This is a genomic window from Streptomyces sp. NPDC025618 (genome assembly GCF_055558795.1).
In genome coordinates, this window is the sequence record NZ_JBVHLW010000009.1 from 38,597 (window position 1) to 58,055 (window position 19,459).

Consider the following 19,459-nt stretch of genomic DNA (forward strand, 5'->3'; position numbering starts at 1 on the left):
TCCCTCCCCCCCCTCCCCCCCCCCCCCCCCCCCCCCCCCCCCCCCCCTCCCCCCCGCCCCCCCCCCCCCCCCCCCCCCCCCCCCCCCGTCCGCGTGCCGGTGCCGCACCCCTCCTCCTCACCAACCCTTCTCCGTTCGTTCACGGAATGGCCCCTGCCGCTCAGCATGCTGACGGGTGACGATTACCAGCCAGTAAGTACGGCGTCGGGCCACCCGGGACGGTGGTCCGGCGCCGAGGGCTGTCCCCCACGGAGTCAGGAGCACGCGGCATGCCCGCATACAGCAGACGTCAGTTCCTCACCGGTGCCTCGGCCGCGGCGGCCGGAGTCGCGCTCGCGCTGACCGACGGCCCCCTAGCGTCCGCGGCGGTACGCGACCGGGCGGTGGCGGCCTCCGCCGCCCGCGCGGTCCGGACCGGTGGCACCACCCTGGAGCAGGTGGCCGTGCCGACGGGCACCGGCCCGTACAGGCGTCTGCGCTCCGGCCCCGGCTGGCCCCTGGTCGTACGCACCGACCTCGCCGCCGCCTCCCCGGCGCGGGACGGCAGGCGTACGGCGCTTGCGTCCTTCGTGCAGTTCACCGACCTGCACCTGGCCGACACGGAGTCGCCCGTACGCTTCGAGTTCCTCGCCCCGCACAACGACAGCGCGCACCGCCCGCAGGAGGTGCTGACCGTGCGCGGCGCCTCCTCGCTCGTGGAGCGGGTGAACTCCCTGTCCGGCGGCCCCTGGACAGGACAGCCGTTCTCCCTGGTCATGGCGACCGGTGACAACACCGACAACCATGAGCTGATCGAGCTCGACTGGTACCTCTCCGTCATGAGCGGCGGCCGCGTCACCCCGAACAGCGGTGACCCGGCGCGCTACGAGGGCGTGCAGAACTCGGGCAACGCGGCCTTCTGGAACCCGGAGTCCTCCCTCCGGGACGCCTACAAGGGCCGGGGCTTCCCCGAGATACCCCGCTTCCTCTCCGCCGCGGGCAGCCCCTTCACCGCACCGGGGCTGCGCACCCCGTGGTACTCCACCGTCGGCAACCACGACGACAGCATCGAGGGCACGCTGCCCGACCTCGGCCTCCTCCATTCCCTCTACACCGGTGACCGCAAGCTGGAGGGGTGCGACCAGGCGGAGGCCGCGAAGCTGGCGGAGGCGCTGCGCAACGACCCCGCGCAGGCCGTGCTCCGGCTCGCGCACCTGCTGAAGAGCTCGGGCCCGGTGCGGCACATCACCCCCGACGGCCGGCGCGCCCCCTTCACCCCGAAGGAGTTCGCCGCGGCCCACCTCGACCCGAAGTACACCGGCCCCGGCCCCGTGGGCCACGGCTTCACCGCCTCGGCCGCCGACAGCGGGAAGCTCTACTACACCTTCCCCGTCGCGGAGGGGGTGCTGGGCATCAGCCTGGACACCACCAACCCGGCCGGTTTCGCCGACGGTTCGGTGGGCACCGCGCAGCTGAAGTGGCTGGAGTCCGTGCTCCAGGCCCACAGCGGCCACTGGTACGACGCCGACGGCCATGTCGTCAAGGGCGGGCCCGGGGGCCAACTGGTCGTCCTCTTCAGCCACCACACCAGCACGAGCATGGGCAACCTGCTGCCGGACCCGCACCACCCCTTCGAAGGACGGCACGACGGTGCGGCCCTGGTCGCGCTCCTCCAGCGGTATCCCCACGTCGTCGCCTGGGTCAACGGCCACACCCACGAGAACCGCATCACCGCCCACGGCCACACCGTGCCCGAGCGCGCCTTCTGGGAGATCAACACCGCGTCGCACATCGACTTCCCGCAGCACGCGCGGATCATCGAGATCGCGGACAACGGCGACGGCACGCTGTCCCTCTTCACCACGCTGGTGGAGTCGGCGGCTCCGTACACGACGGACTTCTCCGACACCTCCGAGGCCGGCCTCGCGGCCCTCTACCGCGAGCTGTCCTACAACGACCCCTACGCCACCCCCGACCGGAAGCTCGGCTCCCCCGTCGACCACAACACCGAGCTGCTGCTGACGAAGCCCCGGGGCTGACCAAGCCGCGCGGCGGTCCGCCCCGGGCCAGCTCACGGACCCGGGGACGGACCATCCGGAACGTCATGTAATATTTCTTCCGCGCCGCTAGCTCAGTTGGTCAGAGCGGCTGACTCTTAATCAGCAGGTCCGGGGTTCGAGTCCCTGGTGGCGCACCGCAGAAGGCCCCCGCTCCGGCGGGGGCCTTCGTCGTGTTCCCCGCGCTCAGGAGGAGAACAGCCTTTCCAGGAAAGGGCTTCGGAAGACCCCCGCCGGGTCGTGGCGGTCGAGCACGGCGGCGGCGTCCTCCCAGCGCGTGCCCGCGGGCTGGCCCGTCCGGAAGGCGCCGGGCCACGTCCGGCCGAGGAGCGCGGCGTCGGTCCAGGCGCCGTCCGGTCCGTAGGCCCAGCCCTTGGCCCACTCGGGGCGGAGCGCGCACCAGGTGGTGAAGTGGGTGACCATCCACTGTTCGAGGTCGCGGTGGAAGGTGTACTCCCCCGGTGTGCCGGGGAAGGTCGTGGAGTTCAGCCACACGACGGTGTCCCACTCGGGGTGGTCGGGCCGGGGCCGGGCCGGTGACAGCAGCGGGCCTTCGGGAGCGGCCGCGTCGACACCGGTGATCCGCACGTCGACGGGCCCGTTGACCGGATACTCCCCGCGCGCCCGGTGCGCGTCGAGCACCTGCTGGAAGCGGGACCAGAAGCCGTGCAGCACACGCTGCACATCCGCCCGCGCGCAGAGCACCGCCCAGCCGGCGAACACATAGCGCAGCGTGGTGGGCCGCATATAGAGCACCGTGTTCTTCGACCATCCCCACAGGTCCCAGGTGGCGGTCGCGGTCAGGCCGAGCCGGATGCCCTCGGCCAGCCCCGTGGTGAGCAGTGGCGTCAGCGCGGTGGCACCGCGCATGATCTCGCCCGCCAGATCGGACAGTTGCCGGGGGACGGTGTCGTAGAAGACATAGGGGTACGGGGCGTCGACCTCGCGGGAGGTGGCCGGCCGCCGGGGTTCCTCGGTCCAGAGCTTGAGCCAGGCGTGCTCGGTGTACGGCAGCCACAGCACCTCGGCGCGCCCGCCGCCCGCGAGGGCGCGGTCGAGTCTCCGGCCGGGGCCGCCGGGCGGGCCGAAGAGTTCCGCCATGGGGATGTCGTACGAACTGACGCACCGCAGCCGGATGTTCGCGGGGACCCGGAGGGTGGCCTCGGTGACGTACGCCCGGCCGAGGTGCAGGAGGAACGCCGCCGTGTCGGGCTCGCCCCGGTGGAACGTCCGCAGGGCGTGCCGCCCGGCCGCGGCGTCCCAGACCACGGCGGTGAGGGACTCCACGAGGTCGCTGACGGTCGACGCGAAGGCGCGGCCCTCGCCGGTCACCGGGACGCCCGTGCCGTGGCCGCCGATGGCCAGGGCTCCGGCCACGGTCAGGTCTCCGATGGCGGGGACGCACGTCAGCCCGTATCCGGCGGCTTCCAGGGCGGAGTGCACCGCGTCCATGGTGGCGCCGGCCTGCGCGGTGACGGCCGGGGAGCCGCCGTGCCGGAGCGCGATCGCGGTGAGGTGTTCGGTGGAGTCGACCAGGACGAGCCGGCCGGTGTCCTCGCCCCGCCGGGCGAGCAGGGGCGACCAGGTGTGGCCGCTGCCCTTGGGGCGCAGCTTCCAGCCCCGGGCGCGCGCCCAGTCGGCCAGCGTGACCACGTCGGCGGGGGTCGCGGGGAGCGCGGTCCACACCGCGTCCAGGGCGACCTCGCCGGACCAGTTCCGGAAGCCCTGGCGGACGAGGCGGACGCCGGGAGGGAAGGACGGCGGGGTGCTCATGCCCGCGGCGTGGGCCTCCAGGCGGAATGCCGGGGTCCAGCCCATGGCCGTCCCCGCGGTGGCGGCGGCGGCCGCGGTGAGCACATGGCGCCTGCCCGGTGCTCGCGTCGGCGTGGCGTTGTCGGTCACTGGGCCCCTTTCTGCCGCAGGCGGCTACGGCAGTTCGTCCGTCACGGTGTGCGGTAGAGCGGCCCCGGGGATTCCGGGCCGGGCGGCGCCTGGATGATGGGCACCGGTTTGTTGTGCGGCCAGCCGTCGGAGGCGTCGTCGAAGCTGAGCTCGCCGCTGGCGGCGGGCACGGGGCTGGCGTCGTGGAGATTGGTGATCTGGTTGTAGACGTCCTGCACGCCGGGCGCTTCCTTGCCCGTCTGGCCGGTGACGATGCGCGTCGCCCAGACCGCCGTCAGCACGGCGTCGTGGTGCATGATCGCGTAACCGTCGCTGAGCTCGCTGTCCGGGAACTTCAGGTCGTGGAAGCCCTGATGGAAGGGCTTGAAGCCGCTCGGCGCCTGACTGCCCTTGATCCACTGCTCGGAGCTGCTCGCCGACGCCTCCAGGATGGTGATCGCGCTGTCCTTGAGCAGTCCCTTCACCTCCGCCGCCTGCTGCACGGCCCCGGTCGATCCGGTCACGACCGTGACCGGTTTGTCGTGCCCGCACTGGCCGCGCGTCGACAGCGCCCGCACGAGATCGGGCAGATCGCGGCCCCGGCCCGCGTAGAAGACCAGTTGTGCCTTGGTGAGACAGATGTTGTTGACGGCGTTGAAGAACAGTCTGGGTATGCCTTCCGGATCGCGCCCGGTGGCACCGACGAACGATACCCGCCGCTTGTCGATGTAGTCGGGGAAGACGTCGTCGTACGCCTTGCGCATGGTGCGTACGAAATTGTCCTCCCTGCTGTCGAACACGAGGTATCCGCGCCGCTGTTCGGCGGGGAGGCGGTCGAGCCGGGCGCGGAGGGCTTTCGCGTAGTCGGTGTTGGAGGGCGAGACCTTGAACAGACGCGCGGAGTTGACGTTGGTGGCGGTCAGGACGGCGCCGATCGCGGAGATCCCGTCCTTGCCGAGCGCGTCGGCGGCGCTCTGGGTCTCGGAGACGCTGACGCCCATGCCGGTGACGGCGACGAGGGGGTGCGGGCCGCCGGTCAGCGCGGCCAGCCGGTCCACCGCCCGGTGCCAGTAGGTCTGGTTGCGGCCCTCACTGGCCAGCACCAGCTGGATCTGCGGGGTGCGGCCCTGGATCCCGGTGGCGGCCTCCTCGGAGAGCGAAGGACAGGCGTTGGCCCGGCACTGCGCGGCGTAGGCCCCCTCCAGGCTGCTGCGTATCTCCTCTATCGGCAGGGCACTGGTGTCGCTGTCGGTCATCGGACCCAGCACGCCGACCTTGACGTACGGGACGGGCGTCCTGCCCTCGGCGGGCTTCTCCCACTGGTCGCGGACCCGTTGGTTCTCCTTGGCGATCCGCTCGGTGATGTCCTTGAGCTGCGGAGCGAAGGCGTAGGCCGTCTCGTCCATGACGCCGACGCACTCGCGCCGCGCGCCCGAGCCCACCCACTCCAGGCCGGGCGTGCCGGCGGCGCAGCTGTTGTCCGTGTCGTCCGGCCGCAGCAGCCATATGGCGCCCCCGGCGATGAGGGCGAGGACGAGGACGAGCGCGCCCGCCCCTCGCCAGCCCTTCCACCACGGTGGCAGTTCGTCGGGTACCGGGTTGGCGGGCATGGCTGTCTCCCTTGCCGGACGGGTGCGCTCCGCGCGGTTTCAGCGGTCGGTGATACGCGGGTGCGGTCGGTGATACGCGGTTCAGTGGTACTTGGCGGCCTCGTGCCTGAGGCCCGCCCTGCGGGGGTCGGAGTGCAGGGCGAGGTCCTGGAGCATCGAGCTGATCGTGAGATTGAGCTCCGGGCTCGCGCCGGGCAGCCGGTTGCGCGGGTCGGCCGCCAGCCACAGCGCGGTGACCAGGAGGGTCATGGCGCGGTGGGTCACGAAGGAGCGGGGGGCGAGGTCGGCGGCGAGCTGGTCCACGCGGTGGGTCGCCGACCGCTCGGGCACGACCGGCTCGCGCAGCGGGGCGGCGGTGATCGCGTACAGCTCGTACAGCCAGGTGTCGGTGTCGGGCACCTCGACGAGGTGGTGGGCGAGGTGGTCGACGACGACGTCGAGGTGGCCGCGGGCCAGCGCGTGGTACATCACGTCGGGCGTCCGGCCGCGCAGCCGGTGCCAGCTCTGCATGGTCTCGTGCGCCTCGTCCCACCGGTCCGGGTCGCGCGCCAGGGTCTGCAGGAGCAGCAGGCGCAGCCAGGGATGCAGGACAAACGCGCCGGGCGCGGGGTGGACGTGTTCGAGATAGCCGGAGCCGCGGCCGCCGCGCGCGGCCGCGTCCTGGGGCACCGGGTCGACGAGCCACAGGCCGGTGCCCACCACGCGGGCGAGGGAGTTGCGGGTGTGGAGGGAGAAGGTGTCGAGCAGGCCGGCGTCGCCGGCCCAGTCGAAGGCGCGGGCGGCACTGCAGGTGACGAGCGCGGAGCGCTGATCGGGCGTCAGCGCGTGGAGCAGGTCGAGCAGGACGGCGCGGTCCAGGGGCGGCCCGCCGTCGGGCGGGCCGTCGGTGGGCGCTTCCGGCAGGGACAGGATGCCGCGCAGCGCGGCCTCGTGGTCGCCCTGGCCCGCGCGGCGTCCCACGGTGTCGAGGAGGCGGACCACGCTCCACGGGTGGCCGCCGGTCAGCCGGTGCACCAGGGCGGGCGCCTCCGGCAGCCGCGCGGCGACCCCGGCCCCGAGCCGGGCCACCTCGCCCTGGGTCAGGTCGCGCAGCCGCACGCAGTACCAGCGCCAGGACAGGTCGGGCGGCGGGGAGGGGATGGCCCGGACCCAGTCGGCATACGACGCCTGCTCGGGTGTGCGGACGCACACCCCGGCGGGGCCGCGGGCGAACGGGCCGGGGATCCGCCCGGTGTCGGAGGCGGTGGCGACGACCAGCAGCGGGTCGGTGGCGGTGTCCGCGTCGCGGAGCTGGAGGAGCAGGTCGACGAACTCGCGGCCGCCGTCGGCGTCGATGTTGTCCAGCAGCACCACGCAGTTGCGGTCGCGACGGCGGCGGGTGAACTCGCCGCGCAGATCCGCGAGAAACGCCTCGCACAGCCTCCGGTCCACGGCGGCGCGGTCGTCGGGAGCCTCGCTCTTGCTCAGCTGGTTGAGGGCGACGAGTTCGGCGAGGGGCGTGTGGGGGCCCGCGTACCAGGAGAAGCCGGTGCGCCGGGCCACGGCGAGCGGGACCTTGGGCGGGCGGCGGATCAGACCCGCGAGCAGGCCGACGCCGGGTATCTGGACCAGGCTGAGGTCCTGGAGCAGCCCCGCGAAGTCGGTGGCGCGCTCGGCCGCGACGGTGTGCTCCTGCACCTCCTGCAACGCCCGTCGCAGCTGCCGACCGGCCTTGCGGGCGTCGGTGGCGTCCAGGGAGAGGCCCGGATCCACGACCACCAGGCCCAGGGTGAGCCGGGGGAAGCGCAGGGCGGGCTGGCGGGGGAAGCGGTGGGAGAGGCCGTAGGCGAGACGGCCCGCGATCTCGTGGGGCCTTCGGCGGGCGGCCGAGCCGAAGTCGTAGTACGCGTGCGGGCGGTGCGAGCCGAGATAGCCGAGCCACTTCAGGGCGGTGGTCCTGCCGCTGCCGCGGGTCCCGACGAGCACGGTCACGGGAAGGCCGGGCCCGGCCCCTTCCGCGCGGCCGTCCTGCACCCGGGAGCGGCACTCCTGGTAGAGCGCTTCGACGCCCTGGATCCCCACCGGGCGAGTCATCGGTTCCGGCACTCTGCTCACACCCCCTCGAACCGGCGTGCGCCCGGCCCGTGTTGGCATAGTGCCACGGTATGTACGGCGTGGGACACGGTTCCGCGAGCCCGGCCGCACGGGCCGTCGTGGCACGGGTACCGGCGCGTCGCACCCGCGCCGCGGTCAGTCGGCCGACGGCTTGCGCGCCACGCAGAGGGCGGCCAGCGGCAGGGGCCCGCTCCCCTCGGCCGCCCGGAGGAACCCGGTCACGGTGAGCGCGATGTGCCAGCCCAGCGGCGTGAGGCCCGCGGTACGGAGCATCGCCTCGGCCTCCGCGTGCGTCCGCATCCGTCCGCGCTTGCCCACCGCGGCGAAGACCGCCCGCAGCCATCCCGTGGCGAAGTGATCGGCGATCAGGACATGGCCGCCCGGCCGCAGCACACGGGCGGCCTCCGCGAGCCCGCGCCGCTGGTCGGCCCAGTGGTGGAAGGACAGCGTGCTGAGCACCAGCGGGAACGAGGCGTCGGCGAAGGGGAGTTGCTCGGCGCGCCCCACGACGCGGGCCCCGCCGTCCGCCGCCGCGCGGCGGATCATCGACGGGGCGGGGTCGACCCCGGTCACGGCGGCGCGCGGGAAGCGCGCGCGGGCCTGGCGCAGCAGGGCGCCCGTGCCGCAGCCGATGTCCAGGATCCGCGGCGGGTCCGGTTCCACCGCCGCCGCGTGGCGCAGCAGGGCGCGCTGGACGGGCCGGAAGTAGCGTTCCTGGAGCACGCTGTCGTCGTAGGTGGCGGCCCAGCGCTCGAACTGCGCCACGTCCCGTCCGGCCGCCGGATCTTTTCTCACCGCTCCGGTGTACCGGCCCGGCGCCGCTCGCGGGGGCGTTTCGCGCCGGTGCGCGGGGCGCGCCGGTGCGCGTCAGGGGCAGTCAGCCCCGCGCCTGGATCACCGCGGAGCGCCCCGTCACACCTTCGCCAGCGCCTCCCTCAGCCACCCGACCCAGAAGGACTCCAGGTCGATGCCCCCGCGGAGCACCAGGTGGCGCAGCCGGCCGCACTCGTCCTGGGGCCCCGCCGCGAAGTCGCGCCGCTCGATGGCCTCGTATTCCGCCAACTGCTCCTCGTGCAGGGCGAGATGGCGGCGCAGCTCCTCGGCGAGGCCGGCGGAGCCCACCACTCCCGCCGCCCGCATGCGCAGCAGGAGCGGGTCCCGTACGGGCTTCGGGTCCTCCGCGGTGGCCACCCACGCGGCGAGTTCCGCGCGGCCCTCGGGCAGGACCTCGTACTCCTTCTTCTGGCCGCGGGCCGGCTGTGCGGTGGGCAGCGCGCGGATGAGGCCGCGGCCCTCCAGTCTGCCGAGCTCGCGGTAGATCTGCTGGTGCGTGGCCGACCAGAAGTAGCCGATCGACTTGTCGAAGCGGCGGGTGAGCTCCAGCCCCGACGACGGCTTCTCCAGCAGTGCGGTGAGGATGGCGTGCGGCAGCGACATGGCCGCATCCTATCCGCGCAGCTCAGACGGCCGCCGCGAGCTCCGTGCCCTGGCGGATGGCCCGCTTGGCGTCGAGCTCGGCGGCGACGTCGGCGCCCCCGATGACGTGGACGGTGTGCCCGGCGGCGCGCAGTTCCTCGTAGAGGCCGCGGCGCGGTTCCTGCCCGGCGCAGAGCACGACGGTGTCCACGGCGAGGGTCGTGGCGGTGCCGTCGGCCGTGAAGTGCAGGCCCGCGTCGTCGACACGGTCGTACGTCACCCCGGAGATCATGGTGACGCCGCGGTGCCGGAGTTCGGTGCGGTGGATCCAGCCGGTGGTCTTGCCCAGTCCGGCGCCGACCTTGCCGGTCTTGCGCTGGAGGAGGTGGACGGTGCGCGGCGGGGTGGGCCGCTCGGGCGCGCGCAGACCGCCCGGCGCGCGGTAGTCGGTGTCGACGCCCCAGGCGCGGAAGTACGCCCGCGGGTCCCGGCTCGCCCCGTCGCCCGCGTCAGTGAGGAATTCCGCGACGTCGAAGCCGATGCCGCCGGCGCCGATGATCGCGACGCGCTCGCCGACCTCGGCGCCGTCGCGCAGGACGTCGAGGTAGGTGACGACGCTCGGGTGGCCGACGCCGTCGAGGGCGGGGGTGCGCGGGGTGACGCCGGTGGCGACGACGATCTCGTCGTACGCGCCGGGGGCGAAGGTGTCCGCGGTCACCGGTGTGTTCAGCCTGACGTCGACGCCGTGGCGTTCGAGCTGGACGCGGAAGTACCGCAGCGTCTCGTCGAACTCCTCCTTGCCCGGGACCTTGTTGGCGATGTTCAGCTGGCCGCCGATCCGGTCCGCGGCGTCGAAGAGCGTCACCGCGTGGCCGCGCTCGGCGGCGGACACCGCGAACGCCAGGCCCGCGGGGCCGGCGCCGACGACGGCGAGGCGCTTGCGCCGCCGGGTGGGCGCGAGGACGAGCTCGGTCTCGTGGCAGGCCCGGGGGTTGACCAGGCAGGAGGTGATCTTCCCGCTGAAGGTGTGGTCGAGGCACGCCTGGTTGCAGCCGACGCAGGTGTTGATGGTCTCGGCGCTCCCCCGCCGCGCCTTGGCGACGAAGTCGGGGTCGGCGAGGAAGGGCCGCGCCATGGAGACCATGTCCGCGTGGCCGTCGGCGAGCAACTGCTCGGCCTTCTCCGGGGTGTTGATGCGGTTGGTGGTGACGAGCGGGATCGAGACCGCGCCCATGAGCTTCTTGGTGACCCAGGCGTAGGCGCCGCGCGGGACCGAGGTGGCGATCGTCGGGATGCGGGCCTCGTGCCAGCCGATGCCGGTGTTGATGATGGTCGCGCCCGCCGCCTCGATGTCCTTGGCCAGGGCGACGACCTCTTCGAGCGAGGACCCGCCGGGCACGAGGTCCAGCATGGAGAGCCGGTAGATCAGGATGAAGTCCGGTCCGACGCGCTCACGGACGCGGCGGACGATCTCCAGGGGGAAGCGGACGCGGTTCTCGTACGGGCCGCCCCAGCGGTCGGTGCGGTGGTTGGTGGCGGGGGCGACGAACTCGTTGATCAGATAGCCCTCGGAGCCCATGATCTCGACGCCGTCGTAGCCCGCCCGCCGCGCCAGCCCGGCGGCCCGCACGAAGTCCTCGACGGTCCGCTCGATCTCGGCGTCGGTCAGGGCGTGCGGGACGAATCCGGAGATGGGCGCCTGGAGGGCGCTGGGTGCCACGAGTCCGGCGTGGTGGGCGTAGCGGCCGAAGTGCAGGATCTGGAGGGCGATCCTGCCGCCCTCGCGGTGGACGGCGTCGGTGACGACGCGGTGCCGGCCGGCCTCCTCCTCGGTGGTGAGCGAGGCGCCGCCCGCCCAGGGGCGCCCGGCCTCGTTGGGCGCGATGCCGCCGGTGACGATGAGCCCCACGCCGCCGCGCGCCCGGGCGGCGTAGAAGGCGGCCATCCGCTCGAAGCCGTTCTCCGCCTCTTCGAGGCCCACGTGCATGGACCCCATCAGCACCCGGTTGGGCAGCGTCGTGAAGCCGAGGTCCAGCGGGCTGAGGAGGTGCGGATAGGAATTCACGGCGGGGCCCTTCGCTGCGTGCCAGGTCCTGGGGGACAAGCCTCTTTTCCGGGAGCGTACGACTCGCCGCCTCATTGTGCAACTAGTTGCATAACCTTGGCCCGCCGCACGCCGCGCCGTCGCCGCGGCGCCGCGATCACCGGGTACGAGGGGCCGGCGCCCGCCTCACGCGGGCGCCGTCGGCGCGGCCTCGCGGCCCGGGTGGGCGACGGATTCGATCAGCGGCAGCACCGCGGCCCCCGCTCCGGCCGCGGCCATGCGCCGCAAGGCGCGGCGCCGGGTGGTGGCGCTGTCCGGCTCGCCCACGGGGGCGTCGAGGAGATCCCTTGCGTGCAGCTCGGCGAGCGCGAGCCGTACGACGTCGGTGTCGGCGGCGGGGTGGACGCGCGCCACCGCCGCCGCGAGCGCCTCCAGAGCGCGGGAGCCGTCGGCGAGCCGGAAGACCGCGGCGCACACGGGGCTCAGGATGTGCCCGGTGTCGGTGAGCTCGTCGTAGACGGCGAGCCTGTGGTCGTCGGTCTCCTTGCCGCGCAGGTGGTCCTGGCGGGCGCGGGGCGTGAGCGTGGCCTGGGGCGTGTGCATGAGCCCGGTCTTCCCTTCGTCGGCCGGTCAGCGGCGGAACTGGTCGCGCAGGTCCTCGGGAAGCTGCCCCAGGTGGTCCTCCTGGGCCGCGATGACGGGGACGGTGCGATAGCAGCCGGGCTGGTCCCAGTGGGCCAGGTACTGGTCGAGGGAGGTGTGGCGGCGGATCCATTCGGCCATCGCCTCGACGGTGTCGGGCAGTTCGGCCAGCATGCGGGTGAAGACGCCGCGGTGGTAGGCGATGGCGTGCAGGGCGGTGACGCCGGTGACCCCTTCGAGGTAGTGGCAGCCCTCGGCGCGCGGGAAGGTGTGGCACCGGTCCCGCCCGCCGAGGCAGAGCACCGACCAGGGCCGCGGGCAGAGTTCCGCCAGGGCGCGGCGCAGCACCCAGGTCGCCCCGTCGAGGAAGACCGCGTCGTCCTCGACGACCAGCAGATTCTCGAGGCCGTCGGCGTGGGCCTCCGCGATCGCCCTGCGGTGGGAGAGGGCGCGGCCGACGTGGTGGTCGCCGGGGGTCTCGGTGGCCGGCAGCCGGTGCACGCGCCCGGGGCCGATGCCCACGCCGGCCAGCCGCGGCCGGATCCGCTCCCAACGGTCGTGCCGCGCATCGAGGTTGACGCAGGTGACGGCGTCGAAGGCGGAGAAGGGGCTGCGCCGCTCGGCGTCGTGGTCGGCGAGGGCGCGCTCCACCGCCGGAGCCCCGACGAGACCGGTGAAGTGGTCGACGGCCGCGTCCACCGGCAGCTCCAGCTCGTGCAGCGCGATGAGGTGGTTGCGCAGCCGCTCGGCCCAGGCGCGGGGGCGGGGCGCGGGCCGCGAGGAGGTGGAGCGATGGGTCCAGCGCAGCGCGGGCAGGCACAGGACGCGGTGGCCGGCGCGGCGGAACTTCTCGTGCAGATAGCCCTCTTCGCCGCCGTGGCCGGTGAAGGCGGGGTTGAGTCCGGGCCACGCCTTGGTGCGGCAGGCGAAGGCGCCGAGCCCCTGCATGCCGATCTCGAAGGCGGGTCCGCCGGGGTCGGTGCCGCGCTCGTCGGTGGCCGGGATCCCGTACGCCCCGCGGTGCCAGGCGGGTTCCCGGTGGGTCCACACCGTCCGCTGGTCCTCCGAGAGGAGCGGGCCCTGGACGAGGTCGCCGCTGTCGGGGTCCTCGTCGATGTGCGCCAGCAGCGCGGCGAGGGCACCGGGGACGAGCTGCACGTGGGAGTCGAGGCACAGCACCCAGTCGGAGGCCGCCTCGCGGAAGACGCGGTCGCGGGCGGCGGTGCCCGTGCGCCGGTCGTACGGCACGTACCGCAGCTGCGGCACGCGCTGTTCGAGCCGCTTGAGCGCCCACGCGTGCGGCCCGCCGGGGTGGTTGTCGACGACCAGGACGCTGATCCGGTCGGCGGCTTCCGGGTGGTAGAGCAGCAGGCTCATGACCGTGAAGTACACGCCGTCGTAGTCGTCGTACGCCGCCATGCCGACCGTGAGGGTGCGCCGCTCCCCCACCGGTCCCGCGGCCGGGCGGGCTCGGTGGCGGTCGTCCTGCGCGGCGGCCAGCTCCGCGAGCGCGGCAAGCGCCGTACTGTCCATGGGCGTTCCCTCCGGGCGTGCGCTCCGACGGCGGGGCGGGCCGGACGGCCGCGGACCCCGCCGTGTCCGTGCCGCCAGCGTGCCCGGGTGACGGGCGGGTCCCAAGGTGACAGGGGCGCACCGGGCCTGGGTACGGAAACACCGGGGTCCCTTGTCGTACGAATTCGCGCCCCCGTGCCGCCCCTCGCACGCCGTGCGCGGGCGCGGCGGCCCATGTCCGTGGCACGGCCGCCGGTGGTGGCACGCAGTGCCGCGGGGAATGGCTCAATAGTCCCTCTCCCCATGATCCGGGCGGCCGACTAGCGTGCGTCGGCGCGGGGGCCAAGTCGGCCGAAGGGATCATTGATCTTGTTCTACTTCGCTTTCAAATCCGTGGTGTTGGTGCCGTTGCTGCGCTGGCTGTTCCGGCCGCGGGTGGAGGGGATGGAGCATCTGCCGCGGTCCGGTGCGGCGATCATCGCGGGCAACCACCTGTCGTTCTCCGACCACTTCATGATGCCGGTCATGGTCAGGCGCCGGATCTCCTTCCTGGCGAAGCAGGAGTACTTCACCGGGCCGGGCCTCAGGGGCCGGATCGTCGCGGCCTTCTTCCGGGGCATCGGGGCGATACCCGTGGACCGGTCGGGCAAGGAGGCGGCACAGGCCGCGGTCGACACGGCACTGGGTGTCCTGGGCCGGGGCGAGCTGCTCGGCATCTACCCCGAGGGGACCCGCTCGCACGACGGCCGGCTCTACAAGGGCCGGGTCGGCGTCGCGGCCATGGCGCTCCGGTCGGGCGCGCCCGTGATCCCCTGCGCGATGATCGGCACGTTCGAGGCACAGCCGACCGGACGCCGCCTGCCGCGCCTCGTGCCGATCACGATCCGCTTCGGGGAGCCGCTGGACTTCTCGCGCTACGACGGGATGCAGGACCACCGCGCGGTGCTGCGCGCCGTGACGGACGAGATCATGTACGCGATCCTCAAGCTCTCGGAGCAGGAGTACGTGGACACGTACGCCACCGAGGCGAGGGCGGCCCTCGGTGCGAACCGGCCGCCCGCCGGCACCGGTGTCCGCACGTGGAACGCGCGGCCCGCGGCGGAGCGGCCCGCGGCGGCGTGAGGGATCCGCGGCCGGGCGGAACCGTGTTTTCGATTGCCTCACGGGGTCACCCGCGAAGAAACGGGCCGTATGAACCGGCCCCCTCCATCGGGCAATCGAATTGAGCGAGACGTGAATTGGCGACAGCACGCGGAATGCAGGAAAGAGGACCCCGAGCTGTTCTTCCCCATCGGCACGCGCGATCCGGCCCGCACGCAGGCCGACGCGGCGAAATCCGTGTGCCGGCGATGCCCGGTCGTGGAGGAGTGCCTCACCTGGGCACTGCGCTCGGGCCAGGAATACGGGATATGGGGCTGCACGACGGAGTCGGAACGCCGGGCACTGCGCCGTGCCCGGCGCCCGGGCCGGGCCGTGCGCTGAGGACCGGGGCCCGGGGCACTGCCCCGAGAACGGCCCCGGTCACCCGCTCAGCCGCCGAGATCCTTCTTCGCCTTGGCGACGGCCTCCTGTGCCTTCCCGGCCACCTTCTCCGCCCGGCCCTCGGCCTCCATGCGCTTGTCGTTCGCGGCCCGCCCCGCCGTTTCCTTCAGCTGGCCCTTGGCCTGCTTGGCCTTCGCCTTGCCCTTGCCCATGACCGGGTCTCCTCGTCTGTGAAGAAGGGTTCTGTGAAGAAGGGTGGTTCCCGGCTCCACCCTGAGGTCGGCCCCCGGCGCCCGCAACCGCACCGGGAGCACGGGCCGTACGGGCGGATTCAGGGAGCACCGGGTTTTCCCGGCCCGCTACGGGTCACCCGTAGCGGGACACCGAAACGGAAAGGACCACCCGAATGCGCGTCGCGTTCCTCACGGCACCGGAGGGTGTCGAGCAGATCGAATTGACCGACCCGTGGCAGGCGGTGCTCGACGCGGGCGGCACCCCCCGGCTGCTCTCCACGGAGACCGGGCGGATCCAGGCGTTCCACCACCTCGACAAGGGCGACACCTTCGCCGTGGACGGCACCCTGGACGGGGCCGGGCCCGAGGAGTACGACGGGCTGGTGCTGCCCGGCGGCGTCGCCAACCCCGACGCCCTGCGGACGGACGAGCGGGCCGTGGCCTTCGTGAGGTCGTTCTTCGAGGCGGGCAAGCCCGTCGCCGCCATCTGCCACGCCCCGTGGATTCTCGTCGAGGCCGACGTGCTGCGCGGCCGTACCCTCACCTCCTGGCCCAGTCTGCGCACCGACATCCGCAACGCGGGCGGCACCTGGGCCGACCGGGAGGTGATCCGCTGCGAGCAGGGGCCCAACACCCTGGTCACCAGCCGGAAACCGGACGACCTGAAGGCGTTCTGCCCGGCCTTCGTCGAGGAGTTCGGCAAAGCATCGGCGTGACACCGCGCCCGGAGAGGAGTTCCATGCGCAAGCTCGTGTCCAGGACCGGCCCGGCACGGCGGTGGCTGCGGTGGCGGGAGCGGCCCGCCCTGCGCATCCCGCCGGGCGCGGACGACGTGGAGAACGCCAGCCGCCGGTTCCTGATGTACGGGGTGCTGCCGCTGTGGTTCGTCCCGAGCGTCGCGGACTGGATCATGCACCGGCGCACCCGGATCGAGGAGACCAGCGGGGTGCGGGAGTCGGCGGTGCACGCGCTGATGATGACCGAGGCGGGCGTGCCGGTCGTCACGGCGCTCGTCGCGAAGGTCAACCCGCTGGTCCTGTCCCTGATGGGCGGCGCGGCCGTGGCCCACGGCGCGACCGCCGTGTGGGACGTCACCCTGGCCTCCCAGGAGCGGGAGCTGCGCCCGATCGAGCAGCACATCCACAGCTTCCTGGAGGTGCTGCCCCTCTCGGCGGCCGCGTTCACCGCGTGCCTGCACTGGGACCAGGTCCGGGCGGGGCTGCGCCGTGGCGGGGGCGGGCCGGACGACTGGCGGCTCGTGCCCAAGGAACAGCCGCTGCCCGCGGGCTATCTCGCCGCGATCGCGGCCGCCGTGGGAGCCTTTGTCGTCCTGCCGTACGCGGAGGAGATGCTCCGCTGCGTACGGGCCGAGCGGAGGGGATGAAGCGCCGATGGCACAGAAGCCGCCCATGGAACCGGTGGTCTGGCGGCCGCCGCCGCGCCCGCGCGCGGCGGCGGGCGGCCGCGCCACCATGCCGGCCCCCCGGCTGCTGCCGATCGGCGGGGAGGGGCCGGAGCACCTCGCGCTCGACGCTTCGGGGAAGCTGCTCACCGGTGTGGCCGACGGCCGGATCCTCCGGGTGGACCCCGACAGCGGGCAGGTGGAGCAGGTGGCCCGTACGGGCGGGCGGCCGCTGGGGCTGCACGCGCTGCCCGACGGCCGGGTCCTGGTCTGCGACGCCTACAGCGGCCTGCTGCGGATCGACCCGGCGAGCGGGGCGGTGGAGGCCGTGCTGACCGAGGTGGCGGGTGAGCCGTTGCGCGTGTGCAGCAACGTGGCCGTGACCCGCGACGGCACGGTCTATGTGAGCGACGCCAGCCGCAGGTTCTCCCTCCGCCAGTGGAAGGGCGACCTGCTGGAGCACTCCGGCACCGGCCGCGTCGTGCGGTGGGTGCCGGGGGGCGAGGCGGAAGTCGTGCTGGACGGGCTGCAGTTCGCCAACGGCGTCTGCCTGGCACCCGACGAGTCGTTCCTGGTGGTCGCGGAGACGGGGTCCTACCGGCTGCGGCGGCTGTGGCTCACGGGGCCGCGGGCGGGCGAGGACGACATCTTCGCCGACAACCTGCCCGGCTTCCCCGACAATCTGACGACCGGTGAGAGCGGTCTGATCTGGGTGGCGCTGGCCTCCGCCAGGGACGTCACGCTCGATCTGCTGCACCGTCACCATCCGTTCCTGCGCAAGGCGGTCTGGTCCCTGCCGGACGCGCTGCTGCCGGACGCGCGCCGCACGGCGTGGGTGCGGGGCCTCGACGCCGAGGGCCGTACGGTGCGCGACCTGCGGCGCGACGACGGCGCCTACCACATGGTCACCTGCGCCCTGGAGCACGACGGCCGGCTCCACCTCGGCAGCCTGGTGAAGCACGCCGTCGCCACGGTGCCGCTGCCCCGCACGGCCTGATCCTCACCTGACACACCTCCACATGCACCGCGAACCGTCACATACAAGACATACGCTCACACCGTGATCAATGTGACGGCCCTCCTCAAACGGCTGGCCCTCGGCCGCGCCATGCGCAGCGAAGAGCTCCAGGAGACCCTTCTCCCCAAGCGTCTGGCCCTGCCGATCTTCGCGTCGGACCCGCTGTCGTCGGTGGCCTACGCCACGCAGGAGATCCTCCTGGTGCTCACGCTCGGCGGTCTGGCGTATCTGCACTTCACGCCGTGGATCGCGGCGGCGGTCGTGGCCCTGATGGCCGTGGTGGTGCTCTCCTACCGGCAGGTGGTGCACGCCTACCCCAGCGGCGGCGGTTCGTACGAGGTGGTCTCGACCAACCTGGGCGCCTCGGCGGGGCTGGTGGTCGCGGCCTCCCTGCTGGTCGACTACGTGATGACGGTGGCGGTCTCGGTCGCCTCCGGTGTGGACAACATCATCTCGGCGGTGCCCGCGCTCGCGGACCACCGGGTGCTGATGGCCGTCTGCTTCGTCGCGCTGCTGACCGGGGTGAACCTGCGGGGGATGCGCGAGTCCGGGCGGGCCTTCGCCACCCCCACCTATCTCTTCATCACCGGCGTGCTGATCATAGTGGCCACCGGGCTGCTGCGCTATCTGCTGGGGCACGCGCCGGTCTCCGAGAGCGCCTCGTTCGGCGTCACGGCGAAGCCCGCGGACGCCGGCCTGGCGGGCTTCACCCTGATCATGCTGTGTCTGCGGGCCTTCTCCAGCGGCTGCACGGCGCTGACGGGCGTGGAGGCGATCTCCAACGGCGTACCCGCGTTCCGCAAGCCCAAGTCGAGGAACGCCGCGAGCACCATGAGCATCATGGGCACCATCGCGGTGGTGATGTTCGTCGGCGTCACCACGCTCGCGCTGATCACCAAGGTGCACATCACCGCCGACTCCTGCCGGCTCACCGGGGTGCCGGGTGACTGCGGGTCCTACACCCAGCGGACCGTCATCGCGCAGCTCGCGGCGGCCGTCTTCGGGGGCGAGCACAGCTTCGGGTTCTACTTCGTGCAGGCGGCGACGGCGCTGGTGCTGATCCTGGCGGCGAACACCGCCTTCAACGGCTTCCCGCTGCTGGCCTCCATCCTGGCCCAGCACCGCTATCTGCCGCGGCAGCTGCACAGCCGCGGCGACCGGCTGGCCTTCTCCAACGGCATCCTCGCCCTGGCCCTCACCGCGGGCCTGCTGCTGTGGTTCTACAAGGCGGATGTCACCAGCCTCATCCACCTCTACATCCTGGGCGTCTTCACGTCCTTCACACTGTCGCAGACCGGGATGGTCCGGCACTGGAACGATGAGCTGCGCGACCCGGCCACCGACGCGGAGAGGCGGCGGCACGGCCGGGTGGCCCGGGTCATCAACGCGCTCGGCGCCGTGGTCACCGGCCTGGTGCTGGTGATCGTGCTCGCCACCAAGTTCACCCAGGGCGCGTGGCTGGCGGTGGTCGCCGCCGTCGTGCTGTGGCTGATGATGCGGGGCATCCGCCGCCACTACGACAGCGTCGCCGCCGAGCTCGCGGTCGACGACCCCAGGACCGAACTCGTGCGGCCCTCAAGGGTGCTGGGCATCGTGCTGATCTCCACCCTGCACAAGCCGACGCTGCGGGCCCTGGCCTATGCCCGTGCCTTCCGGCCGGACGAGCTGGAGGCACTCACGGTCGCGGTCGACCGCGAGGAGACCGCCCACTTGCAGGAGCAGTGGGCGGCCCTCGACATCGACGTCCCGCTCAAGGTGGTCGACTCCCCGTACCGCGAGATCACACGTCCGGTCGTGGAGTACATCCGCTCCGTACGCCGGTCGAGCCCGCGCGACGTGGTGGGCGTCTTCATCCCCGAGTACGTGGTGGGTCACTGGTGGGAGCACCTGCTCCACAACCAGTCGGCGCTGTGGCTCAAGAGCCGGCTGCTCTTCACACCCGGCGTCATGGTCACCAGCGTCCCCTGGCAGCTCACGTCCTCGGCCAGGGCCGACCATCCGGCGGGGCGGGCGCCGGGCGCGGTCCGCCGCGGCGAACCCCAGCCGCGCGCCCGCTCATAACACCCTCGGGCGGCGGATGGTGACGAAG

General features: G+C 73.1%; 16 protein-coding genes and 1 tRNA gene. 8 read left to right on the plus strand and 9 right to left on the minus strand.

The window, feature by feature from the left end:
• Positions 1-269: 269 nt before the first annotated feature.
• Both ACZ4A5_RS11255 and ACZ4A5_RS11260 read left to right on the plus strand, forming a co-directional pair.
• Positions 270-2,018: a TIGR03767 family metallophosphoesterase gene (locus tag ACZ4A5_RS11255; RefSeq protein ID WP_467581355.1), complete on the plus strand. Its 1,749-nt coding sequence runs from the start codon at positions 270-272 to the stop codon at positions 2,016-2,018.
• An 81-nt stretch (positions 2,019-2,099) separates the two neighbouring features.
• A tRNA-Lys gene (locus ACZ4A5_RS11260) sits at positions 2,100-2,173 on the plus strand.
• Between the two features lie 49 nt (positions 2,174-2,222).
• Here ACZ4A5_RS11260 and ACZ4A5_RS11265 read toward each other — a convergent pair.
• From ACZ4A5_RS11265 to ACZ4A5_RS11300, 8 genes are all read right to left on the minus strand, one after another.
• A complete protein-coding gene (locus tag ACZ4A5_RS11265) occupies positions 2,223-3,938 on the minus strand; it encodes a cholesterol oxidase substrate-binding domain-containing protein (protein WP_467581358.1) in 1,716 nt (571 codons plus the stop codon).
• 41 nt (positions 3,939-3,979) lie between these two features.
• Positions 3,980-5,527 carry a type 1 periplasmic-binding domain-containing protein gene (locus ACZ4A5_RS11270; protein WP_467581361.1) on the minus strand — a complete coding sequence of 516 codons (1,548 nt, stop codon included), beginning with the start codon at positions 5,525-5,527 and terminating at the stop codon, positions 3,980-3,982.
• A gap of 81 nt (positions 5,528-5,608) precedes the next feature.
• Positions 5,609-7,600, minus strand: coding sequence for a hypothetical protein (locus ACZ4A5_RS11275; RefSeq protein WP_467581363.1), 1,992 nt, complete (start codon positions 7,598-7,600; stop codon positions 5,609-5,611).
• Positions 7,601-7,756: 156 nt separating this feature from the next.
• A complete protein-coding gene (locus ACZ4A5_RS11280) occupies positions 7,757-8,416 on the minus strand; it encodes a class I SAM-dependent methyltransferase (RefSeq protein WP_467581365.1) in 660 nt (219 codons plus the stop codon).
• Positions 8,417-8,533: 117 nt separating this feature from the next.
• Entirely contained in the window at positions 8,534-9,058 is a 525-nt protein-coding gene (locus ACZ4A5_RS11285) for a PadR family transcriptional regulator (protein ID WP_467581367.1), read from the minus strand.
• Between the two features lie 22 nt (positions 9,059-9,080).
• Positions 9,081-11,102, minus strand: a complete 2,022-nt coding sequence (locus ACZ4A5_RS11290) for an oxidoreductase (RefSeq protein WP_467581369.1) — start codon at positions 11,100-11,102, stop codon at positions 9,081-9,083.
• A gap of 165 nt (positions 11,103-11,267) precedes the next feature.
• On the minus strand, positions 11,268-11,684 hold the full coding sequence (locus ACZ4A5_RS11295) for a hypothetical protein (RefSeq protein ID WP_467581372.1): 417 nt from the start codon (positions 11,682-11,684) through the stop codon (positions 11,268-11,270).
• 27 nt (positions 11,685-11,711) lie between these two features.
• The gene (locus ACZ4A5_RS11300; protein WP_467581375.1) at positions 11,712-13,256 is read right to left on the minus strand and encodes a glycosyltransferase; all 1,545 of its coding nucleotides are present in this window, start codon (positions 13,254-13,256) and stop codon (positions 11,712-11,714) included.
• Between the two features lie 348 nt (positions 13,257-13,604).
• Between ACZ4A5_RS11300 and ACZ4A5_RS11305 the strand changes: the two genes are divergently transcribed.
• Together ACZ4A5_RS11305 and ACZ4A5_RS11310 are read left to right on the plus strand one after the other, a co-directional pair.
• Positions 13,605-14,357 carry a lysophospholipid acyltransferase family protein gene (locus tag ACZ4A5_RS11305; RefSeq protein WP_467581377.1) on the plus strand — a complete coding sequence of 251 codons (753 nt, stop codon included), beginning with the start codon at positions 13,605-13,607 and terminating at the stop codon, positions 14,355-14,357.
• A gap of 69 nt (positions 14,358-14,426) precedes the next feature.
• Positions 14,427-14,717, plus strand: coding sequence for a WhiB family transcriptional regulator (locus ACZ4A5_RS11310; protein ID WP_467581380.1), 291 nt, complete (start codon positions 14,427-14,429; stop codon positions 14,715-14,717).
• Between the two features lie 47 nt (positions 14,718-14,764).
• On the opposite strand, the gene ACZ4A5_RS11315 is transcribed toward ACZ4A5_RS11310, so the two are convergent.
• The gene (locus tag ACZ4A5_RS11315; protein WP_467581383.1) at positions 14,765-14,929 is read right to left on the minus strand and encodes a CsbD family protein; all 165 of its coding nucleotides are present in this window, start codon (positions 14,927-14,929) and stop codon (positions 14,765-14,767) included.
• A gap of 194 nt (positions 14,930-15,123) precedes the next feature.
• On the opposite strand from ACZ4A5_RS11315, the gene ACZ4A5_RS11320 reads away from it, so the two are divergent.
• The 4 genes from ACZ4A5_RS11320 to ACZ4A5_RS11335 all read left to right on the plus strand — a co-directional run bounded on the left by ACZ4A5_RS11320 (position 15,124) and on the right by ACZ4A5_RS11335 (position 19,431).
• Positions 15,124-15,666, plus strand: coding sequence for a type 1 glutamine amidotransferase domain-containing protein (locus ACZ4A5_RS11320; RefSeq protein ID WP_467581386.1), 543 nt, complete (start codon positions 15,124-15,126; stop codon positions 15,664-15,666).
• Positions 15,667-15,689: 23 nt separating this feature from the next.
• Positions 15,690-16,334 (plus strand): diguanylate cyclase, encoded by a 645-nt coding sequence (locus ACZ4A5_RS11325; RefSeq protein WP_467581389.1) that lies wholly within the window; start codon positions 15,690-15,692, stop codon positions 16,332-16,334.
• Between the two features lie 7 nt (positions 16,335-16,341).
• Positions 16,342-17,349, plus strand: a complete 1,008-nt coding sequence (locus ACZ4A5_RS11330) for an SMP-30/gluconolactonase/LRE family protein (RefSeq protein WP_467581392.1) — start codon at positions 16,342-16,344, stop codon at positions 17,347-17,349.
• A gap of 111 nt (positions 17,350-17,460) precedes the next feature.
• Positions 17,461-19,431, plus strand: coding sequence for an APC family permease (locus ACZ4A5_RS11335; protein ID WP_467581727.1), 1,971 nt, complete (start codon positions 17,461-17,463; stop codon positions 19,429-19,431).
• Positions 19,432-19,459: the final 28 nt, after the last annotated feature.

Excerpts from the sequence above, each read along its gene's own strand:
- ACZ4A5_RS11285 (WP_467581367.1), bottom strand. The coding sequence starts at position 9,058 with ATGTCGCTGCCGCACGCCATCCTCACCGCACTGCTGGAGAAGCCGTCG.
- ACZ4A5_RS11275 (WP_467581363.1), bottom strand. The coding sequence starts at position 7,600 with ATGACTCGCCCGGTGGGGATCCAGGGCGTCGAAGCGCTCTACCAGGAG.
- ACZ4A5_RS11295 (WP_467581372.1), bottom strand. The coding sequence starts at position 11,684 with ATGCACACGCCCCAGGCCACGCTCACGCCCCGCGCCCGCCAGGACCAC.
- ACZ4A5_RS11315 (WP_467581383.1), bottom strand. The coding sequence starts at position 14,929 with ATGGGCAAGGGCAAGGCGAAGGCCAAGCAGGCCAAGGGCCAGCTGAAG.
- ACZ4A5_RS11300 (WP_467581375.1), bottom strand. The coding sequence starts at position 13,256 with ATGGACAGTACGGCGCTTGCCGCGCTCGCGGAGCTGGCCGCCGCGCAG.
- ACZ4A5_RS11320 (WP_467581386.1), top strand. The coding sequence starts at position 15,124 with ATGCGCGTCGCGTTCCTCACGGCACCGGAGGGTGTCGAGCAGATCGAA.
- ACZ4A5_RS11330 (WP_467581392.1), top strand. The coding sequence starts at position 16,342 with ATGGCACAGAAGCCGCCCATGGAACCGGTGGTCTGGCGGCCGCCGCCG.
- ACZ4A5_RS11335 (WP_467581727.1), top strand. The coding sequence starts at position 17,461 with ATGCGCAGCGAAGAGCTCCAGGAGACCCTTCTCCCCAAGCGTCTGGCC.
- ACZ4A5_RS11255 (WP_467581355.1), top strand. The coding sequence starts at position 270 with ATGCCCGCATACAGCAGACGTCAGTTCCTCACCGGTGCCTCGGCCGCG.
- ACZ4A5_RS11310 (WP_467581380.1), top strand. The coding sequence starts at position 14,427 with ATGAACCGGCCCCCTCCATCGGGCAATCGAATTGAGCGAGACGTGAAT.
- ACZ4A5_RS11270 (WP_467581361.1), bottom strand. The coding sequence starts at position 5,527 with ATGCCCGCCAACCCGGTACCCGACGAACTGCCACCGTGGTGGAAGGGC.
- ACZ4A5_RS11325 (WP_467581389.1), top strand. The coding sequence starts at position 15,690 with ATGCGCAAGCTCGTGTCCAGGACCGGCCCGGCACGGCGGTGGCTGCGG.